The 14,857-nt window shown below is 66.1% G+C and carries 22 protein-coding genes and 1 pseudogene; 15 read left to right on the forward strand and 8 right to left on the reverse strand.

Translation table 11 applies throughout. The annotated features are described in order from the left end of the window. The first annotated feature begins 1 nt into the window (after position 1). The 3 genes from ACV7NQ_RS21765 to ACV7NQ_RS21775 all read left to right on the forward strand — a co-directional run bounded on the left by ACV7NQ_RS21765 (position 2) and on the right by ACV7NQ_RS21775 (position 2,773). A complete protein-coding gene (locus tag ACV7NQ_RS21765) occupies positions 2-826 on the forward strand; it encodes an SGNH/GDSL hydrolase family protein (protein ID WP_463361348.1) in 825 nt (274 codons plus the stop codon). Positions 827-937: 111 nt separating this feature from the next. Further along, entirely contained in the window at positions 938-2,326 is a 1,389-nt protein-coding gene (locus tag ACV7NQ_RS21770) for a DHA2 family efflux MFS transporter permease subunit (RefSeq protein WP_463361349.1), read from the forward strand. A gap of 69 nt (positions 2,327-2,395) precedes the next feature. Then, a complete protein-coding gene (locus tag ACV7NQ_RS21775) occupies positions 2,396-2,773 on the forward strand; it encodes a nuclear transport factor 2 family protein (RefSeq protein ID WP_463361350.1) in 378 nt (125 codons plus the stop codon). Between the two features lie 201 nt (positions 2,774-2,974). On the opposite strand, the gene ACV7NQ_RS21780 is transcribed toward ACV7NQ_RS21775, so the two are convergent. Next, positions 2,975-3,418, reverse strand: coding sequence for a nuclear transport factor 2 family protein (locus ACV7NQ_RS21780; RefSeq protein ID WP_463361351.1), 444 nt, complete (start codon positions 3,416-3,418; stop codon positions 2,975-2,977). An 87-nt stretch (positions 3,419-3,505) separates the two neighbouring features. Between ACV7NQ_RS21780 and ACV7NQ_RS21785 the strand changes: the two genes are divergently transcribed. Continuing rightward, complete coding sequence (locus ACV7NQ_RS21785; RefSeq protein WP_463361352.1) at positions 3,506-3,907, forward strand: winged helix-turn-helix transcriptional regulator; 402 nt, start codon at positions 3,506-3,508, stop codon at positions 3,905-3,907. Here the strand turns inward: ACV7NQ_RS21785 and ACV7NQ_RS21790 are convergent. Next, complete coding sequence (locus ACV7NQ_RS21790; protein WP_463361353.1) at positions 3,800-4,264, reverse strand: MarR family transcriptional regulator; 465 nt, start codon at positions 4,262-4,264, stop codon at positions 3,800-3,802. The genes ACV7NQ_RS21785 and ACV7NQ_RS21790 overlap by 108 nt on opposite strands. A 98-nt stretch (positions 4,265-4,362) precedes the next feature. Here ACV7NQ_RS21790 and ACV7NQ_RS21795 point away from each other — a divergent pair, with 98 nt between their 5' ends. Together ACV7NQ_RS21795 and ACV7NQ_RS21800 are read left to right on the forward strand one after the other, a co-directional pair. After that, positions 4,363-4,602 (forward strand): hypothetical protein, encoded by a 240-nt coding sequence (locus tag ACV7NQ_RS21795; protein WP_463361354.1) that lies wholly within the window; start codon positions 4,363-4,365, stop codon positions 4,600-4,602. Between the two features lie 40 nt (positions 4,603-4,642). Further along, positions 4,643-4,858, forward strand: a complete 216-nt coding sequence (locus ACV7NQ_RS21800; RefSeq protein ID WP_463361355.1) for a hypothetical protein — start codon at positions 4,643-4,645, stop codon at positions 4,856-4,858. Positions 4,859-4,885: 27 nt separating this feature from the next. Here the strand turns inward: ACV7NQ_RS21800 and ACV7NQ_RS21805 are convergent. After that, positions 4,886-5,088, reverse strand: a pseudogene (locus ACV7NQ_RS21805) (transposase); the annotation flags it as partial. Positions 5,089-5,170: 82 nt separating this feature from the next. After that, positions 5,171-6,163, reverse strand: coding sequence for a tyrosine-type recombinase/integrase (locus tag ACV7NQ_RS21810; RefSeq protein ID WP_463361356.1), 993 nt, complete (start codon positions 6,161-6,163; stop codon positions 5,171-5,173). Between the two features lie 382 nt (positions 6,164-6,545). Here ACV7NQ_RS21810 and ACV7NQ_RS21815 point away from each other — a divergent pair, with 382 nt between their 5' ends. The 5 genes from ACV7NQ_RS21815 to ACV7NQ_RS21835 are packed head-to-tail and all read left to right on the forward strand — an operon-like array spanning position 6,546 to position 9,649. Then, positions 6,546-7,268 (forward strand): hypothetical protein, encoded by a 723-nt coding sequence (locus ACV7NQ_RS21815; RefSeq protein WP_463361357.1) that lies wholly within the window; start codon positions 6,546-6,548, stop codon positions 7,266-7,268. Further along, positions 7,244-7,744: a tyrosine-type recombinase/integrase gene (locus tag ACV7NQ_RS21820; RefSeq protein WP_463361358.1), complete on the forward strand. Its 501-nt coding sequence runs from the start codon at positions 7,244-7,246 to the stop codon at positions 7,742-7,744. The genes ACV7NQ_RS21815 and ACV7NQ_RS21820 overlap by 25 nt, the downstream gene beginning before the upstream one ends. Continuing rightward, complete coding sequence (locus ACV7NQ_RS21825) at positions 7,741-8,661, forward strand: tyrosine-type recombinase/integrase (RefSeq protein ID WP_463361359.1); 921 nt, start codon at positions 7,741-7,743, stop codon at positions 8,659-8,661. Before ACV7NQ_RS21820 ends, ACV7NQ_RS21825 begins: the two co-directional genes overlap by 4 nt. Continuing rightward, positions 8,658-9,239: a site-specific integrase gene (locus ACV7NQ_RS21830; RefSeq protein WP_463361360.1), complete on the forward strand. Its 582-nt coding sequence runs from the start codon at positions 8,658-8,660 to the stop codon at positions 9,237-9,239. The genes ACV7NQ_RS21825 and ACV7NQ_RS21830 overlap by 4 nt, the downstream gene beginning before the upstream one ends. Beyond that, entirely contained in the window at positions 9,170-9,649 is a 480-nt protein-coding gene (locus tag ACV7NQ_RS21835) for a tyrosine-type recombinase/integrase (RefSeq protein ID WP_463365764.1), read from the forward strand. The genes ACV7NQ_RS21830 and ACV7NQ_RS21835 overlap by 70 nt, the downstream gene beginning before the upstream one ends. A 26-nt stretch (positions 9,650-9,675) precedes the next feature. On the opposite strand, the gene ACV7NQ_RS21840 is transcribed toward ACV7NQ_RS21835, so the two are convergent. Next, on the reverse strand, positions 9,676-10,125 hold the full coding sequence (locus tag ACV7NQ_RS21840; RefSeq protein ID WP_463361361.1) for a tyrosine-type recombinase/integrase: 450 nt from the start codon (positions 10,123-10,125) through the stop codon (positions 9,676-9,678). On the opposite strand from ACV7NQ_RS21840, the gene ACV7NQ_RS21845 reads away from it, so the two are divergent. From ACV7NQ_RS21845 to ACV7NQ_RS21860, 4 genes are all read left to right on the forward strand, one after another. Beyond that, positions 10,118-10,594 carry a hypothetical protein gene (locus ACV7NQ_RS21845; RefSeq protein WP_463361362.1) on the forward strand — a complete coding sequence of 159 codons (477 nt, stop codon included), beginning with the start codon at positions 10,118-10,120 and terminating at the stop codon, positions 10,592-10,594. The two genes, ACV7NQ_RS21840 and ACV7NQ_RS21845, sit on opposite strands and share 8 nt — an antisense overlap. Further along, a complete protein-coding gene (locus ACV7NQ_RS21850; RefSeq protein ID WP_463361363.1) occupies positions 10,522-11,922 on the forward strand; it encodes a hypothetical protein in 1,401 nt (466 codons plus the stop codon). Before ACV7NQ_RS21845 ends, ACV7NQ_RS21850 begins: the two co-directional genes overlap by 73 nt. Positions 11,923-12,117: 195 nt before the next feature. Beyond that, entirely contained in the window at positions 12,118-12,450 is a 333-nt protein-coding gene (locus ACV7NQ_RS21855; RefSeq protein ID WP_463361364.1) for a DUF6247 family protein, read from the forward strand. A gap of 2 nt (positions 12,451-12,452) precedes the next feature. Next, the gene (locus tag ACV7NQ_RS21860; protein WP_463361365.1) at positions 12,453-12,707 is read left to right on the forward strand and encodes a hypothetical protein; all 255 of its coding nucleotides are present in this window, start codon (positions 12,453-12,455) and stop codon (positions 12,705-12,707) included. A gap of 365 nt (positions 12,708-13,072) precedes the next feature. Here the strand turns inward: ACV7NQ_RS21860 and ACV7NQ_RS21865 are convergent, their stop codons facing one another. The 3 genes from ACV7NQ_RS21865 to ACV7NQ_RS21875 form a co-directional block, all read right to left on the reverse strand. Beyond that, entirely contained in the window at positions 13,073-13,753 is a 681-nt protein-coding gene (locus ACV7NQ_RS21865; RefSeq protein WP_463361366.1) for a VC0807 family protein, read from the reverse strand. After that, positions 13,750-14,382 carry a TetR/AcrR family transcriptional regulator gene (locus ACV7NQ_RS21870; protein WP_463365765.1) on the reverse strand — a complete coding sequence of 211 codons (633 nt, stop codon included), beginning with the start codon at positions 14,380-14,382 and terminating at the stop codon, positions 13,750-13,752. The genes ACV7NQ_RS21865 and ACV7NQ_RS21870 overlap by 4 nt, the downstream gene beginning before the upstream one ends. A gap of 72 nt (positions 14,383-14,454) precedes the next feature. After that, positions 14,455-14,832, reverse strand: a complete 378-nt coding sequence (locus ACV7NQ_RS21875) for an FBP domain-containing protein (RefSeq protein WP_463361367.1) — start codon at positions 14,830-14,832, stop codon at positions 14,455-14,457. Between the last annotated feature and the right edge of the window lie 25 nt (positions 14,833-14,857).

The raw sequence follows: 14,857 nt of genomic DNA on the forward strand, positions 1-14,857 counted from the left end.
TATGAATGCCGAAGTGATCGAGAAGCTGGTGCGATTCCAGCAGCCGGAGAAGGTGCTGCCCTATCTGAACGGGCTCGACGAGGCACGCACCGCGGGGCTCTTCGGCCTCGATCCCGTCGAATATCGCGATCTGCGTGCTGGATTCACCGAACGGGCACGACAGGCTGCCATCGAGTTGCTGGAGAATGCCGAGTTGGCCGCGCAAGTGGACCGGCTCCCGTTCGCATCGGGCCAGCATGTCATTGCCTTGGGGGAGAGTTCGACCGCAGATCGCCTGTCCTGGTTCGAGATTCTGCGCCAGCTGCTGGCCATTCGACGCCCTGAAGACGCCCTCGAGCTGACGAATCTGGCGGTATCGGGTTGCACCACAACGCAAGCGCTGAGCGTGCTGCCGAGCCTGAGCTTCCACCGACCCGACTGGGTGCTGTGCCAGCTCGGCGCGAACGACGCCCAGCGTCTGGGCGGTGCCGAAGGCCCCAGACTGGTCAGCGCGCTGGAGACGGCGCGCAATCTGCTGTTACTGCGTGACCGCGGCATCGAACTCACTGCGGCACGCTGGGTTTGGCTCACTCCGATCGCGATCGAGGAAAGCCGGGCAGCCGCATTCCCGCATTTTCAGCGAGCCCAAATCGCCTGGGTCGCTGCGGATATGGAGCAGACCGCGCGCCTGGTGTCCGGGCTACCGGAACCGACCGTCGACGCCATTTCGATCACCACGCCGGCACCGGGCGCGGCAATCCATCTGGACGACGGCGTGCACCTGAGCATCGTCGGCCAAAAGGCGGTCGCGGCTGCGGTCGTGGCGAGACTGGCCCAACTTTCCTGAACTGATTCGGTGAGGAGGATCGTGGTGGATCTCGAGGGAGTCGGTTCGGGCCCCGTGGTTGGTTATGTAGACGAGTCGGCTCGGGTAAGTGCGCGCCGGTGGAGCGTGCTCGTGGTGGTTTCGTTGGCGCAGTTGATGATTGCCCTCGATGCGACGGTGATGAACGTTGCCCTGCCGTCCGCGCAGGCCGACCTCGGGTTTTCCGATTCCGATCGGGGGTGGGTGATCACCGCCTACACCTTGGCCTTCGGTGGGTTGCTGCTGATCGGCGGCCGCGTCTGCGATGTGCTCGGGCGCAGGCGGGCCTTCCTGGTGGGGCTGACCGGGTTCGCGGCCGCGTCGGGTGTGGCGGGAGCCGCGCCGAACCTCGCCGTACTGGTGGCGGCGCGGGCGGCGCAAGGCGTGTTCGGCGCGCTGCTCGCGCCGACGGTGCTGGGCTTGGTGAGCGTGACGTTCACCGATCCGCGTCAGCGCGCGAAGGCATTTGCGGTCTTCGGTGCGATCGCGGGCGGCGGTGGCGCCGTCGGACTGGTGCTCGGTGGGCTACTCACGCAGACCCTGAGCTGGCGCTGGTGCTGCTACATCAACATCGCTCTGGTCGGCGCCGTAATCGCGGGCGGCTGGTACCTGCTGTCGGGCGATCGAGGGGCGTACCGGGGAAGACTGGACATCGTCGGCGCGGTTCTGATCACCGTTGGTGTCACCGCAGTGGTCTTCGGTGCCTCCCAGGCTGCGACGTCCGCCTGGACTTCGGGGTCGGTGCTCGTTTCTTTAGTGGGTGGAACGGTCGCGTTGGTGGTGTTCTGGCTGTGGGAGTCCAGGGTCGCTGATCCACTGCTGCCGCTGGCGCTGTTCAAGGATCGGAACCGGGCGGGGGCGTGGTTGACGGTGGCCAGTGCGGTGGCCGGATTGCTTGCGCTGTCCCTGTTTCTGACCTACTACCTGCAATCGGTGCTCGGATACAGCCCATTGCGTGCCGGGATGGCCTTCCTGCCGCTGTCGCTGGCGGTGTTCGGCTCCGCGCAACTCATTTCGGGACCGCTGACGACCCGGCTGCCGCCACGCGCACTCATTGTTCCCGGCCTGCTCGCTGCGGCCGTCGCGATGCTGCTGCTCACCCAGCTGACGCCGACCAGCCGCTACTTCACCGGCGTGCTGCCTGCCCTGTTACTGCTCGGCGCGGGGATGGGATGTGTTTTCGCACCTGCGATCAACGTTGCGACCGCGGACGTGCCACCTAGGCAAGCCGGGGTGGTCGCCGCCGCTGTCAACGCGGGCCAGCAGGTCGGTGGCTCGTTAGGCGTGGCGGTCCTCAATACCGTGGCCGCGGGTGCTACTGGGCGGTCCCTCAGCCGACACCCGCAGCAGTTTCCGGTCGTGGCTGTAGTCCACGGCTACACCACCGCGGCCGCGTGGGCGGCCGCGCTGCTATTCCTCGCCGCGCTTACGGCGGGCCTACTCATCAACCGTCGAGCGGCGGGGCATCGCAACGCAGGCTGACCAGCTCGCCCCGAAGCTATCCATCGGATCCGGATACCGCCGGGTCGAACAACCCATCGAAGGAGAGATATGAATACCCAGGATCAGGTGCGCGAACTCTGTCAGCGCTGGGCCGAGGCCGAACAACTCGAAGACGTTGCCGCTCTCGACGAACTGTCCACCGCCGATTTCGCCCTGGTCGGGCCCGCCGGATTCGTGCTCGACAAGACGGCGTGGCTGGACCGCTACCGAACCGGCGCCCTACGCACTCGATCCCTGACCTGGCAGGACGAGGTCAGCGTGCGCGACTACGGCACAGCAGCGATCGCGATCGGCCGACACATCCAAGAGGCCGACTACCAGGGGAATGCGGCCGGTGGCCGATTCCGGAGTACGCACATCGCGGTACTGCGCGACGGTCGATGGCTACTGGCAGGCCTGCACCTGAGTCCCAGCGTCAGGCCCTAGCAGGAAGCGCTCATCAAGGTACGTTTGCAAGGTGCCACGACCCACACCTGTCGGTCTGGCCCTTGCTCGTACCGCCAAAGCGGTCAGCCTAGCCTTCGACGACAGGCTGCCGCGATCCGCCGATACGTCTTCGGGCGATCGTGTGCGGCGCGGGGCAGGCGTAGGTGCGGCGCCTTCGCGAGCAGGTCGAGGCGCTGTCGGTCAGGGCTGGACGATGGCGGCGTTGCCCTGCGTCCAGGTGGAGCGCAAGGTGCGAGAGGTGATCCGCCAGCCGGTGTCGGTGCGGCGGAGCCGGTCTTCGTACGTGCCTGCGGCGAGGAAGGTTTCACCGTCGGGTGTGCCGCGGCGGAGATGTTGGGCCAGGTAGTAACAGTGGTGCGCGGCCTCGTCGCCGTCGAGGATGACTCGGTGGTTGGTGTTGATGTGCTGAGTGCTGTCGAGTCGTTCGATGCTGGGTCGGATCCTGGCGATGATGGCGGCTGGCCCGGATTCCCGTTCGCCTGCGGCCGAGTATTCCCAGACGGCGTCGTCGGTGAACAGGGTGCCGAGCAGGTCCCAGTCTCGGGTGTCGATAGCGGTGGCGTAGGCGACGGCGGTGTCGATGATCTCGGCGGTGTCGATGAGCTGGTGGATCGTGCGCGGCATAGTGTGTGAGTTCCTCGGCGTGCGTGGGTGATTTGGTTCCGGAAACATGGTTGCCGTCGATCTGTACCAGCGGAAGAAGGCAGTTTCGTGTCACAGAGTCACATCAATGAGTCTGTCCTGGTCAACCAGGCATGCCCGGTCGCGGAAGTGCTCGACCATGTTTCGCGGAAGTGGACGATAGGCATCCTGGTCACCGTCGCGCAGGGCCCGGTCAGATTCGCCGAGCTGCAGCGGTCGATCACGGGGATCAGTCGTCGCATGCTCACCCTGAACCTGCGCAAACTCGAACGCGACGGACTGCTCATCCGCACCGTCTACCCGACGGTCCCACCCCGGGTCGAATACACCCTCACCGATATCGCCCGCGAACTCCACGAGTTCCTACAGGGATTGACCTCGTGGGCCGATCGGCACCGGGCCGCGATCCGCGCCGCGCAAGCGGAGTACGACCGCGCCGAAGCGGACTGGGTGCGGACCGCACTCGACTAGCCGGTCGGTGCGCTCGCGTCGAGGGTAGCCAGCAGGTGGCGGAGGGTTTCGCGCTGGTCGGGGGAGAGCACGGCGAAGAGTTCCTCGGCGGCCTGCCGGCGCGCGGGCGACATCTGGGTCAGGGCGGCGCGGCCCGCCTCGGTGAGGGTGACCGCGGCGGTTGGACGGATCGGGGGTGCGAGCCACGAGGCCCGCGGACTCGAGCGCGTCGACGACGGTGGTGGCCGAGCGCGGGCCACCGAGCTTATCTCGCCGCTGTCGCCGGCAACGACCCCGACGATCACCTTGTGTCGTATGCCGACGCGAATGCGTGTCGGGAGGAGAAGAAGTAGTGAACGTAGTCGTTGTAATCGTCATGGAGGCTTATTCAGAGTCCGATGCTCCTGACCCACCGCTCTGACCTGCGTCGATGGCCAATCGTATGACCGTCCTGAATAAGCCTCATTGTGGCAGTGGTGGCGTTGATCGCGCTGGCACTGTCGATTCGAGTGGTGACCCAGTATGAAAAAAAGCGTGTTGTTCCGGCTCGGACGGGTCATCGAGATACGGGAACCGGGCCTGAATTTCATCATTCCGGTCATCGATCGGCTGCGGAAGGTGACGATGCGCACCGGCCTGCGAACCAAACCGCGGAATTGCTGTGGTCGAATCTGATCTTGGAGCGGTTGCTGGTAGTTCGGGGTTTGCAACTGTGAGAGGAGTCAGGGCAGTGGTGATGGGTGCGAGGAGCGGCCGGTGACCGGCATGGTCGACACGATCGAAAAGCTGGCACCGGTCGTGCTGATCTTCGGGGCGGGTGTCGTGTTCGCCCGCCGCAAGATCATCGACTCATCGACATCGAAAGCGTTCTCCGAGTTCGCATTTCGATTCGCAATCCCCGCCTACTTGCTGGGCGGCCTCTACGCGAGCAACTTGCGCCAGGTTTTCAACGTCACCGCGATCGGCGCGTAGACCGCGACGGCCGTGGCCGCCATGGCGGTCGTCGCGATCGTGGCGCGAGCGGTGACCGGCCTGCTCACAGCGGTCCGGGTCGGTCGTCCACGACTTCGGCAGGTAGAGGGCGCGGTCGAGGAATGCGTGCCCGGCGCGGGTGGCGTAGGTGAGATACACCGCGACCTGGCTGTTTTCGATCCTGTCGGCCGTGCCGTGTACTGGCGCTGCGCCCCGACAGTGTGCACGCCTTATGACGAGCCGATGGTAATGCCGACGAGCACCACAATGCCGCAGGTGGGCAGCGCCTGCCTGCGGCATTGCGATGGGTTGTCAGAGTTGGTCGAGGAATGCCAGTAGGGTGTCGGGGGCCTGGTAGCGGTCCGGGGTGGTGTCAGGTGAAGTGGTTCGGGCGAGGGCTTTTTCTTTGAGGGCCATGTCGGCGTGCAGGTAGATGCGGGTGGTGGTCGGGCTCTCGTGGCCGAGCCAGAGAGCGATGACTGTGATGTCGACGCCGGAATGGAGAAGTTCCATCGCTGCGGAGTGCGGCAGGGTATGTGGTGTTATCTTCTTGCCCTGCAACGAGATACACGTCTTTGCTGACGTGGCGGCGTGTCTTTTGATCAGCTGTTCGACTGCGTCGTGTGACAACGTGCCTCCGGTTCGGGTGCAGAACAACGGGGCGGTGGCGGCTGATGGCCGGTGATGGTCGAGCCAGCTGGTGAGGATCTGCTTGGTGTGAGCGGTAAGCGGGGTGCACCGGTCTTTGCGGCCTTTGCCCCGGCAGTAGACGTGCGCGCCGGTTCCGAGGTGGACATCATCGACCGTCAGGCCGGTGATTTCGGAGACCCGCAGCCCGGTCTGGGCATCGAGGACGAGCAGGGCGTGGTCGCGACGTCCATGCCAGGTGGAGCGGTCGGGAGCAGCGAGCAGGGCGTCGAGTTCGGTGCGGGACAAGAAATTCACGATGGTCGTGGTCGTCCGCTTGGTTTGGATCGCCAGCACTCGGCTGATCAGGTTCGCGTGCTCGGGAGCCTGGAGACTGGCGTAGCGGAACAGTGAGTGGATGGCCGCCAGGCGCGTATTTCGGCTGCTGATGGCGTTGCCCCGCACCGCTTCCAGATGCTGCAGGAAGTCCCCGATCACGGCGGCGTCGAGGTCGGTGAGATCCAGGTGGGCCGGCAGCGTGCCGGTGCGGGAGTGGAGGTAGCCCAGCAATAGTTTGAAGGTGTCACGGTAGGAGGCGATCGTGTGGGGGCTGACGCCTTGCTGGGTCATCAGCCGGTCGGTGAAGAACGCCTCTATGATCGGAGCCAGCGCGGTCATGATGTCCTGCGATCGTGTTCGAGCCGCTCGGCGGCCAGGGCGAGTAGTTCTGGGGTTGCTTGCAGATACCAGTAGGTCGCCTCCGGCCCCCCTGAGTGGCCCAGGAAGGTCGACAGGATCGGCATGCGGGCCGCGACGTCGGCGCCGGACCGATACCAGCCGATGAGCGTGTTGACCGCGAAAGCGTGGCGGAGGTCGTGGTTATGCCGACGTCGGCATAAGCACGATTATGCCGACCTGCGTGTTGTGCCGATCTCCGCTGAAAGGTGTTGTCGGGTGGCGTGATCGCCGCATCGAGGTCGGCATAACGATGTTGGCGTGAGGATCGTCTTCTTCCGGTTTATCGAGAGAGGAGACGGTCATGGCCAGGGCGAGAAGCAGGGTGAGCAGGGTTTCGATCGCGGGTCCGTTGGCCCCGTTCGCGGGTGCGTATGAGCGGGAGCTGAGACGACGCAGCTATACGCCGCTGACGGTGGTGCCCCAATTGCGTCAGCTGGCGCGGTTGAGCGGCTGGCTCAGGGACAACGGGTTCGGGGTGGCCGAGTTGAACGTTGAGCTCGTCGAGGATTTCCTCGCCGCTCAGCGCGACGGTGGGCGGCACCGTGCGCAGTGGTCGCGTCCGGGTCTGTTGTGCGTGTTGGATGTGCTGCGGGAACTGGGTGTGACCGCCGTTGGGCAGCAGGCGGCGATGTCGCCGGTGGATGCGCTGATCGCCGCGTTCGAGGGTTATCTGGTTGCCGAGCGGGGCTTGGCGGCGGGCACGATCCGGGGGTACTGCGGCCACGCGCGTCGGTTCGTGGGTGGGTTGCCCGGCGGAGCGGACCTGGCCGGGGTGCGGGCCGCCGAGGTGACCGTGGCGGTGTTGCGCGAGTCCGCGGCGGTGTCGGTGAGCGCGACCCAGTACTTCGTGGCGGGGCTTGGGGTCGTTTCTGCGGTTCTGTTTCACCACCGGCTTGATGGAGACCGACCTGTCGAAGGCCGTGCTTGCCGCTACGACGACGGCGCAGCTCACCGCTGCCTCGGGGGATCGGGAGGGACAACGCGAAAGCGTTGCTGCGCTGTTGTGATCGTCGCACCGCGGTGGGGCGGGGTGATTACGCGATGATCGTCACGCTGCTTCGGTTGGGTCTGCGCCGCGCCGAGTTGGCGGGCCTGGCGCTCGAGGACATCGATTGGCGGGCAGAGGAGATTGTGGTGCGCGGGAAGGGTGGTCGGGTCGATCGGCTGCCGCTGCCGTGGGAGGTGGGTGAGGCGATCGCCGGCTACCTGCGGCGGGGCCGTCCACCTACCGATCGCAGGGAAGTGTTCCTGCGTGCCAGGGCACCGTATGCCCCGATCGCGGCCGGCACGGTCTCCTCGACGGTGCGCCGCGCGTGCCGCCGCGCGGGACTAGCCGAGGTCGGCGCGCATCGATTGCGTCACACCGCGGCGTGCGAGATGGTCGCCGCGCAGGTCCCGTTGACGCAGATCGCGCAGGTCCTGCGGCACCAAAGTCTGCAAACCACGGCGATCTACGCCCGCGTGGACGTTGAGCAGTTGCGGCAGTTGGCCGCCCCGTGGCCGGAGCAGGTGCGGCGATGAGCACATTGCATGCCCGTGTTCAGGACTATCTGCGGTTGCGTCGGGCGTTGGGGTTCAAGCTCGAACGCGAAGGCCGATGGCTGACCCAGCTCGCGGACTGGCTGGATCGGTCCGACACCCGGACGGTGACCAGCGATTCGGTCATCGCCTGGGCACAGCAATCCACCGACGCGGGCCCTAACCAGTGGGCCAAGCGGTTGGGGGTGGCTCGCCGGTTCTGTGCCTGGCTGGTCACCCTCGACCCCGCCACCGAGATACCCCCACCGGGGGTGTTCCCTGCCCACCGGCACCGACCGGCCCCCTATCTGTGGTCACCCGAAGAGATCGCTCGGCTGATCACGGGGGCGCGAGCGCTCGCTGCGCCGTTGCGTGCTGCCACCCACGCAACCTTGTTCGGGCTGCTTGCTGCCACGGGCATGCGCATCGGTGAGGCCGTCGCGATGCGCCGTAATGACGTCGACCTCGACGCCGGCGTCATCACGATCCGGCACGCCAAACTCGACCGCACGCGTCTGGTGCCGCTGCACCCCAGCACGATTGTCGCGTTGCGCGACTACGCCACCCAACGCGACAACCTGTGTCCGGCACCGCAGGCGGACACGTTCTTCGTCTCCACCGCCGGCACCGCCCTCGACCACAGCAGTGTCGGCAAAACATTCCGGACGATCACGACCTCGGCCGGCATCGCCACCACCGAAATCCACCCGCGCATACATGATCTCAGGCATAGCTTTGCCATGCGGACACTGCTCGGCTGGCAGCGGTCCGGGGCAGCCGTCGACGAACGCATCGCTGTCTTGTCGACCTACCTCGGGCACATCGCCCCGGCCGACACCTACTGGTATCTCGAGGCGTCACCGCAGCTCATGGCGCTGGCCGCGGACCGGTTGGACACATCGTCGGGTGCAGCCCGATGAGCGCCCTCGCGCCTGCACTGCAGGCATGGTTCACCGAACGGCTCATCCGCCAACGCGCCGCCGGCCCCAACACCATCGCCGCCTACAAGCTCACCTTCGGTCTGCTGCTCGGCTTCGCCGCCCAGCAGACCGGCAAAAAGCCCAGCGAGCTGGACATCGCCGACCTCGACGCGCCCCTGATCGCCGACTTCCTGCATCACCTCGAACACCAGCGGCACAACCGGACCACCACCCGCAACAACCGGCTCGCCGCGATCCACTCCCTGTTCGGCTACCTCGCGCTGCGCCACCGGCGAACACGCCGCGACCATCGCACGCGTGCTGGCGATACCACCCAAACGCGGCGAGCGTCGCCTGCTGTCCTACCTCACCGACACCGAGGTCGACGCGCTGCTGGCCGCTTGCGACCAACAGACCTGGACCGGTCGACGCGACCACGCCATGTTCACCCTCACCATCCAGACCGGATGAGCGGATTTCCGAAGTCACCGCACTCACCCGCGCCGACATCACCCTCACCACCGGCTCCCACGTCCACACCATCGGCAAAGGCAGAAAAGAACGACGAACACCCCTGACGCGGAGCACGAAAGCCGTGCTCAAAGCATGGCTCGCAGAAAGGCCCGCCAACCCGACCGATCCTCTGTTCCCCACCATCACCGGCGGGCGGCTCAGCCGCGACGCCATCGAGCACCGACTCGCCCACCACCTCACCCTCGCCGCCGCGGACTGTCCGTCCCTGCACGAAAAACACGTCACAATGCACACCCTGCGCCATACCGCGGCCATGCGACTACTACTGGCAGGCAACGACATCACCGTCATCGCCCTCTGGCTCGGACACCAACAGGTCGCCACCACCAACGCCTACCTCCACGCCGACATGACCCACAAACAGCAAGCCATAGACCGCGTCAAACCGCTCACCACCAAACAAGGCCGCTACCAACCACCCGACGGACTGCTCGCCTTCCTCGAAAGCCTCTGACCGTTATGCCGACCTCGATGCGGCGATCACGCCACCCGACAACACCTTTCAGCAGAGATCGGCACAACACGCAGGTCGGCATAATCGTGAATTCTGGGACGTCGCCGTCCCGGAAGTGTCTGGATCTCGGCCAGGACAAGGAGTTTGGCGAAGGTCTGCTGCAGGCTGCTGGGCTGCGGTCGGTGCCCGTTGGTGGTGAGGAAGAAGCTGGCCGAACCGGTTGCCGGGCAGAGCAGGTCACGGCGTGCGGCGTAACGGCCCAGCATCTGCGCGGTGGTGGAGTGCAGCGGGATCAACCGCGTTTGCTGGTTCTTGCCGACCACGGTGAGCATCGCATCGTCCAGATCGACGTCGGCGCGGTCCAGCGCGAGCGTCTCGCCCAGCCGCAATCCGCTCGCAGCGATCAGACTGATCAAGCGTGGCAGGTAGGGGTCCCGGTAGTAATCGCGCGAAAAACAACAGTGGGGCGTGCTCATCGACACCGAGGAGTTCGCCGTCAGCCTCGACCCGCAGTTCGACGCGGTCGACGCTCAGAACCATGCGGAAGCATGGCGGCTGTGGGACCGCGAGTCCGCCGTGATCGACATCGTGTCCGCCATGCCGCTGCCCGCCACCGCCAAAAGCGCGGTCCACGAGGCGCTTTCAGCATGGCGCGGAATCGGGATCTCCCCAGTCGACCCGCGTGCGCACCTGCGCGGTGAGGCGGAGCGCCGCGAGCGTCTGGGCATCGACCTGACGGCGGCGAAGCTGACCGAGACCGACCGGGCCCGTGTCGAATTCGTCGCCGACTACTACCTACGCGGGAACACCACCGAGGTTGATCTGCTCGACAGCCCCCCGTCGTCGACCCGGGCGAGGAGGCACGCGGGCGGGTGCCGCGCCTGCTGGAGTTGTTCGCGGGCAATCCGAAGGCCGCCAAGGTCGTGGGCGAGGAGATCGCGGTGATGACTGCTGCCGATCAGCAGAAGGTCCGCCAGGCCGGAAGCGAGATCGCCGCAGGACGTGAGGTCGATTTCAAGCTGTGGCCCGACCACATCGACCGCTACGAGCTCAGCGAAGCGATCATCGACTACGCCGCCGAATCCAGCGAGCTGCGCGGCGATGCCGATTATCTCGGTGACGGCAATATCGAGGCCGAGGACCGGGGTCGGCTCGGCGCGGTCGTCAGCTCCGGCGGGACGATGACCGTCACCGACGACGTCAACGGGCGGATCACCCGCATGGCCGAGCAACGTGAGCAGCTGCGCGCGACGATCCTCGGCGGCAAGGGATTGGCCGCGATGGAACGCGCCCAGTTGATGGCCGTGCTCGATGATGTGGACGCCGGGCGCATCCCCGATCACAAGCACCTTCCGGAGCTGCTGTTCGCTGACGAGCGCAGCAAGTCCGACGCCGACGTCAACCGTGTCGGCAAGCCTGCCTCCCGGCTTTCGGCCGCGACCCGTGAGGCGATCACCCAGCGCATCGAGGCCACCGGTGTCGAGATCGGTTACCGCGAGGCCGACCGCCTCAAGTCTGCGGTGTCCTCGATCGGGGATTCGCTCTACATCGTGGCCTGCGGCGCCCGTGGGGCGGGTGTCGAGTACGAGCGGAAGTCCTACGCGGACAAGCGCGGTCGGTTGGGCCAGGCGCTCGTCCAGGCGGGCATCGGCGAACAAGCGCGGAACGAGATCCGGGAACTGGTCGACGACCGCGCCCGCCAGGCCGGAGGGCTGGGCAAGACCGCTGTGCAGCGCGAGCAGGCGTGGAAGATCAAGTTCGATCAGGTCGTCGCCGCCCGTAATGACTCCATCGCCCAACGTCAGGCAGCAGCCGCCGGCCGCGCATCCAACTCCGGGCGAGCCAGCGGACCCCGGACCGACCGGGCTGCCGCCCAGGAGGCTCACGTTCAGGCCCAAGCCCGTGCTCAGTCCCAGACGCGGGCCACTGCCGGGGCGTCGTCAGCTGCACTCGCCGGAGGTCGGGCGGTGACCGAGGTTGTGGACCTGTACGTGATTGCGCGTCTCGAATCCGATGCCGCGGTCGCCGACATCTATTGCTGTGAGGTCTTCTACGACGCCGCCGACGGCAGCGTGACAGGGCGCAGCGTGGACGGCTGGTGGGAGTCGGTGGCGACCAGTCCTGGTGTCCCGGTGACCCTGGACGCGCTCGATGAGGTGCTCAACGCAGGCGGCTATGCCCGGATGGGCGGCTGGCGGCAGAAGGTCACTGCCTCCGGTGCGATGCGGTTCTTCGCCGACGCCACCGCCCGCATCGAGGACATCACCCCATAGCCCGGTAGCACCGATAACGAGCGACAGCCCTGGCGGGCGGAATCCGCCAGGGCTGTCGCATGTCCTGGGTACACGCCCGGCCGACGAGGCTTGAGCGCAGGGGCTATCCGCCCGGGCATTCGTCGTCGAATAGCACCTCGGAGGTGCACCCAGTTGTGTCGGCGACATCGTCAGTGTCGCCGGATATGGTGAGGTATGGCCTCTCCCGCACCGCTACCCGAACCCGCGACGGGTGTCCCCGCGGCGGAACCGGCAGCGATCCGCGTGGCACTGACTGCGACGTTGCTCGCCGAGTTCGATCGCGAGTGGGAGCTCGTGCTGGATCGAGCCAAGAGCAGCAAAGAACTCTCCGGCATCCTCGAACTGCTCGCCAAGTGGCGGCACATCGCCGTCTCCGAGGCGCGGGAGCCGGGAGCTTACTTCCGGTTGCAGGCCAAGGCCGAGCAGATCCAACGGGCCGGGACCAACCCTGAGGCGGGCTCGATCGAGGATATGCGGGCGCTGATCGCGCGACGGCAGGCCAGCTGAGGTTGTACCGAATCATCCCGGATCCGGAGACGTTCGATCAGGTCGCGGCACTTCCGGTCGAATCCTTGGCGGCCTATACCGAAGTGCTGACCTTGCTGGAGGTTCAGCCATGGGCCGGGCATCCGCAACACGCAGCCAACCCCGACGGTGCCGTCCGCTACCTGCTGTTCGGCCCCGACTCCGCCGGCCAAGTCGTCTACCTCGTGGCCGAGGCCCAACGTGAAGTGCACCTGCTGCTGGTGCAGTGGCTGGGCTGACCAGCTGAAGCCGAGGCCATTCAAAGAGCCCTGACTCACGGTTCGCAGCGGGCTGGATCGGGCCCGATTTCGAGCTGAAATCACTCGAACACATAGGCGATTTCTGACCGCCGATAAGTGAACCGAATCGACGGCTATCGGCTAGAAAGGCGGTTCGTCGTTGCGGCCGGGCACCGGCGCGCTGCCCCACGGGTCTGCTGTTCGTGCACGCTCGGCTTCTGCTTCGGCTTCCTGCCGGGCCTTCTCGTCTCGCGTCCTAGGCAGGGCGGCCACTGTCCCGTATCTGGCCAGGGTGATCGGATGGAATACCGACCACTCGAATACAGGCCCTTACCAGTAGAGTCCGCGAAAGGCCCGGCGACGGTTCAGACTTTCAGTCCGTTGCGGGTGACGTAGATGGTGTGGAAGGTGATGAGCACCGCGAGGACGGCCAGCCATTGCAGGGTGGTGGCGAGTGGAATCGCATCCAGCGGAAGGGAATAGGCGAGGGTGACGCGGATGATGGCGTCGAGGGTGAAGCCCGCGCCCCAGACGGCGGTGAGGACGCGTAGGTGGCGGCGGAAGCGGGAGTCGTTGTCCCAGCGGGCATCCCAGTCGCGGTAGCCAGCTTCGCCGATTTTGACGGTGACGATGGTGCGGGCGAGGCTGCGCATCACGGGGTGTTGGGTGAGCAGGGTCGCCAGGATCCAGAGGCCGATCGCGCCGAAGAGCCAGCTGTCGCGCACGAGCAGGGTGTGGGGGTCGCCGGTGATGACTGAGACGGCGGTGCCGATCACGATCATGGTGAGGGTGAACAGGGCGACGGCGTCGACTCGGCGGTGGCGCAGGGCGTCGTAGGCGAGGAAAGGGGCGGTGAGCAGGGCGGGGGCGACAAGTGCCGCCCACGGGTTGACCCCCGCGGCGCGTAGTGCGTAGTAGGCGCCGATCGGCAGGATCAGTTCCACGATCACTTGGCGTGCAATGTGTCTGCGTAGCGCGGCGCGTTTCTGGGTGGGGGTGCGGTCGAGGGGGAGGTTCCGGGCGGTGGTGGGCTGAGCCATGGTCATGCGTCCTTCCTGGTGGCGCGGTCGAACAGGTCGGCGAGTTCGCGGGCGGTGGCCGCGGCGTCGAAGCCGGGATCTACGGCCGCATGGGCGATGGCGGCGTCGAGGGCGGCGCGGATGGCCATCACCATGACCGTCGGATCGAACTCGCGGAATACGCCGTCGCGCTGGCCCGCTCGCAGGATGTCGACTTGACCGGCGGAGACCGAACCCAATTGGTCGAGCAGCCCGAACAGGTGTGGGTCGTCGGTTCCGGCGTTGGCCGCGATATTCGACAGGGCCTGCATGTGTTTGGGGTATTCGTCGACGAGGGCCAGATTGGCAGCGAAGAAATCGAGCATGCGACCCCGGTAGCCGGCCTCGGTGTCGAGCTTGGCGACGACGAACTCCGCCGACACCGCCATGACGCGGGTGACGACCTCGCGGATCAGATCGCCCTTGCCCTGGAAGTGGTAGGAGATCATGCCGGTGCTGGAGAGCCCGGCCTGTTTGGCGATCTTGGCGAAAGAGGCGCTGGCGTAGCCCTGGTCAGCGATGACCTCGATGGCCGCGTCCACGATCTGCGCGCGCCGGGCGTTCTCGGTGAACGTCCGATCCTGTGATTGCTTGCCCGAGTTGACTTTTGCTTGCACGAGCAAAATAGTATCAGCATTTGCTCAACCGAGCAAGAGGTCGATTGCGGCCGGAAGGGGGTGATTCTGCGGCTAACTGGAGAGTCTGGTGAGGAAGGCGTTGATGTTGGTGTTGACTCGGTGGGTCTTCTGTTCGGTGGTGAGGTCCTCGCGGTAGCGGGCGCCGAGTGCGGGTCGTTTCTTGTTGCGCGCGTAGAGGGAGCAGGCCAAGTCGGTGCACATATATGTGCCGATCGAGTTGCCCAGGCGCCCGGAACCACCGGCCTTGCCGGTCATCAGCGATACGCCGGAGCCGGTGTGAGTGGTCAGGCAGATGGTGCACATCTGCGCACGACCGGATCCGCCGGTCTCGTGACGCATGGCGACGCCGACGAGCCGGTCGGCTTGCGGGACAACGACATAGGGGACTGTACGGTAAACGGTGTAACTCCTGAGACAGAAGGAGCTCACTGTGACTTATGTGATTAATGAGGAG

The sequence above is a fragment of the Nocardia sp. Tas62D01 genome (assembly GCF_055232035.1).

Bases quoted from the DNA above. Each gene is read 5' to 3' on its own strand.
- ACV7NQ_RS21840 (WP_463361361.1), bottom strand. From the start codon at position 10,125: ATGAGCACGCCCCACTGTTGTTTTTCGCGCGATTACTACCGGGACCCC.
- ACV7NQ_RS21780 (WP_463361351.1), bottom strand. From the start codon at position 3,418: ATGCCGCGCACGATCCACCAGCTCATCGACACCGCCGAGATCATCGAC.
- ACV7NQ_RS21810 (WP_463361356.1), bottom strand. From the start codon at position 6,163: ATGACCGCGCTGGCTCCGATCATAGAGGCGTTCTTCACCGACCGGCTG.
- ACV7NQ_RS21855 (WP_463361364.1), top strand. From the start codon at position 12,118: ATGGCCTCTCCCGCACCGCTACCCGAACCCGCGACGGGTGTCCCCGCG.
- ACV7NQ_RS21775 (WP_463361350.1), top strand. From the start codon at position 2,396: ATGAATACCCAGGATCAGGTGCGCGAACTCTGTCAGCGCTGGGCCGAG.
- ACV7NQ_RS21830 (WP_463361360.1), top strand. From the start codon at position 8,658: ATGAGCGCCCTCGCGCCTGCACTGCAGGCATGGTTCACCGAACGGCTC.
- ACV7NQ_RS21790 (WP_463361353.1), bottom strand. From the start codon at position 4,264: ATGACGATTACAACGACTACGTTCACTACTTCTTCTCCTCCCGACACG.
- ACV7NQ_RS21865 (WP_463361366.1), bottom strand. From the start codon at position 13,753: ATGACCATGGCTCAGCCCACCACCGCCCGGAACCTCCCCCTCGACCGC.
- ACV7NQ_RS21765 (WP_463361348.1), top strand. From the start codon at position 2: ATGAATGCCGAAGTGATCGAGAAGCTGGTGCGATTCCAGCAGCCGGAG.
- ACV7NQ_RS21825 (WP_463361359.1), top strand. From the start codon at position 7,741: ATGAGCACATTGCATGCCCGTGTTCAGGACTATCTGCGGTTGCGTCGG.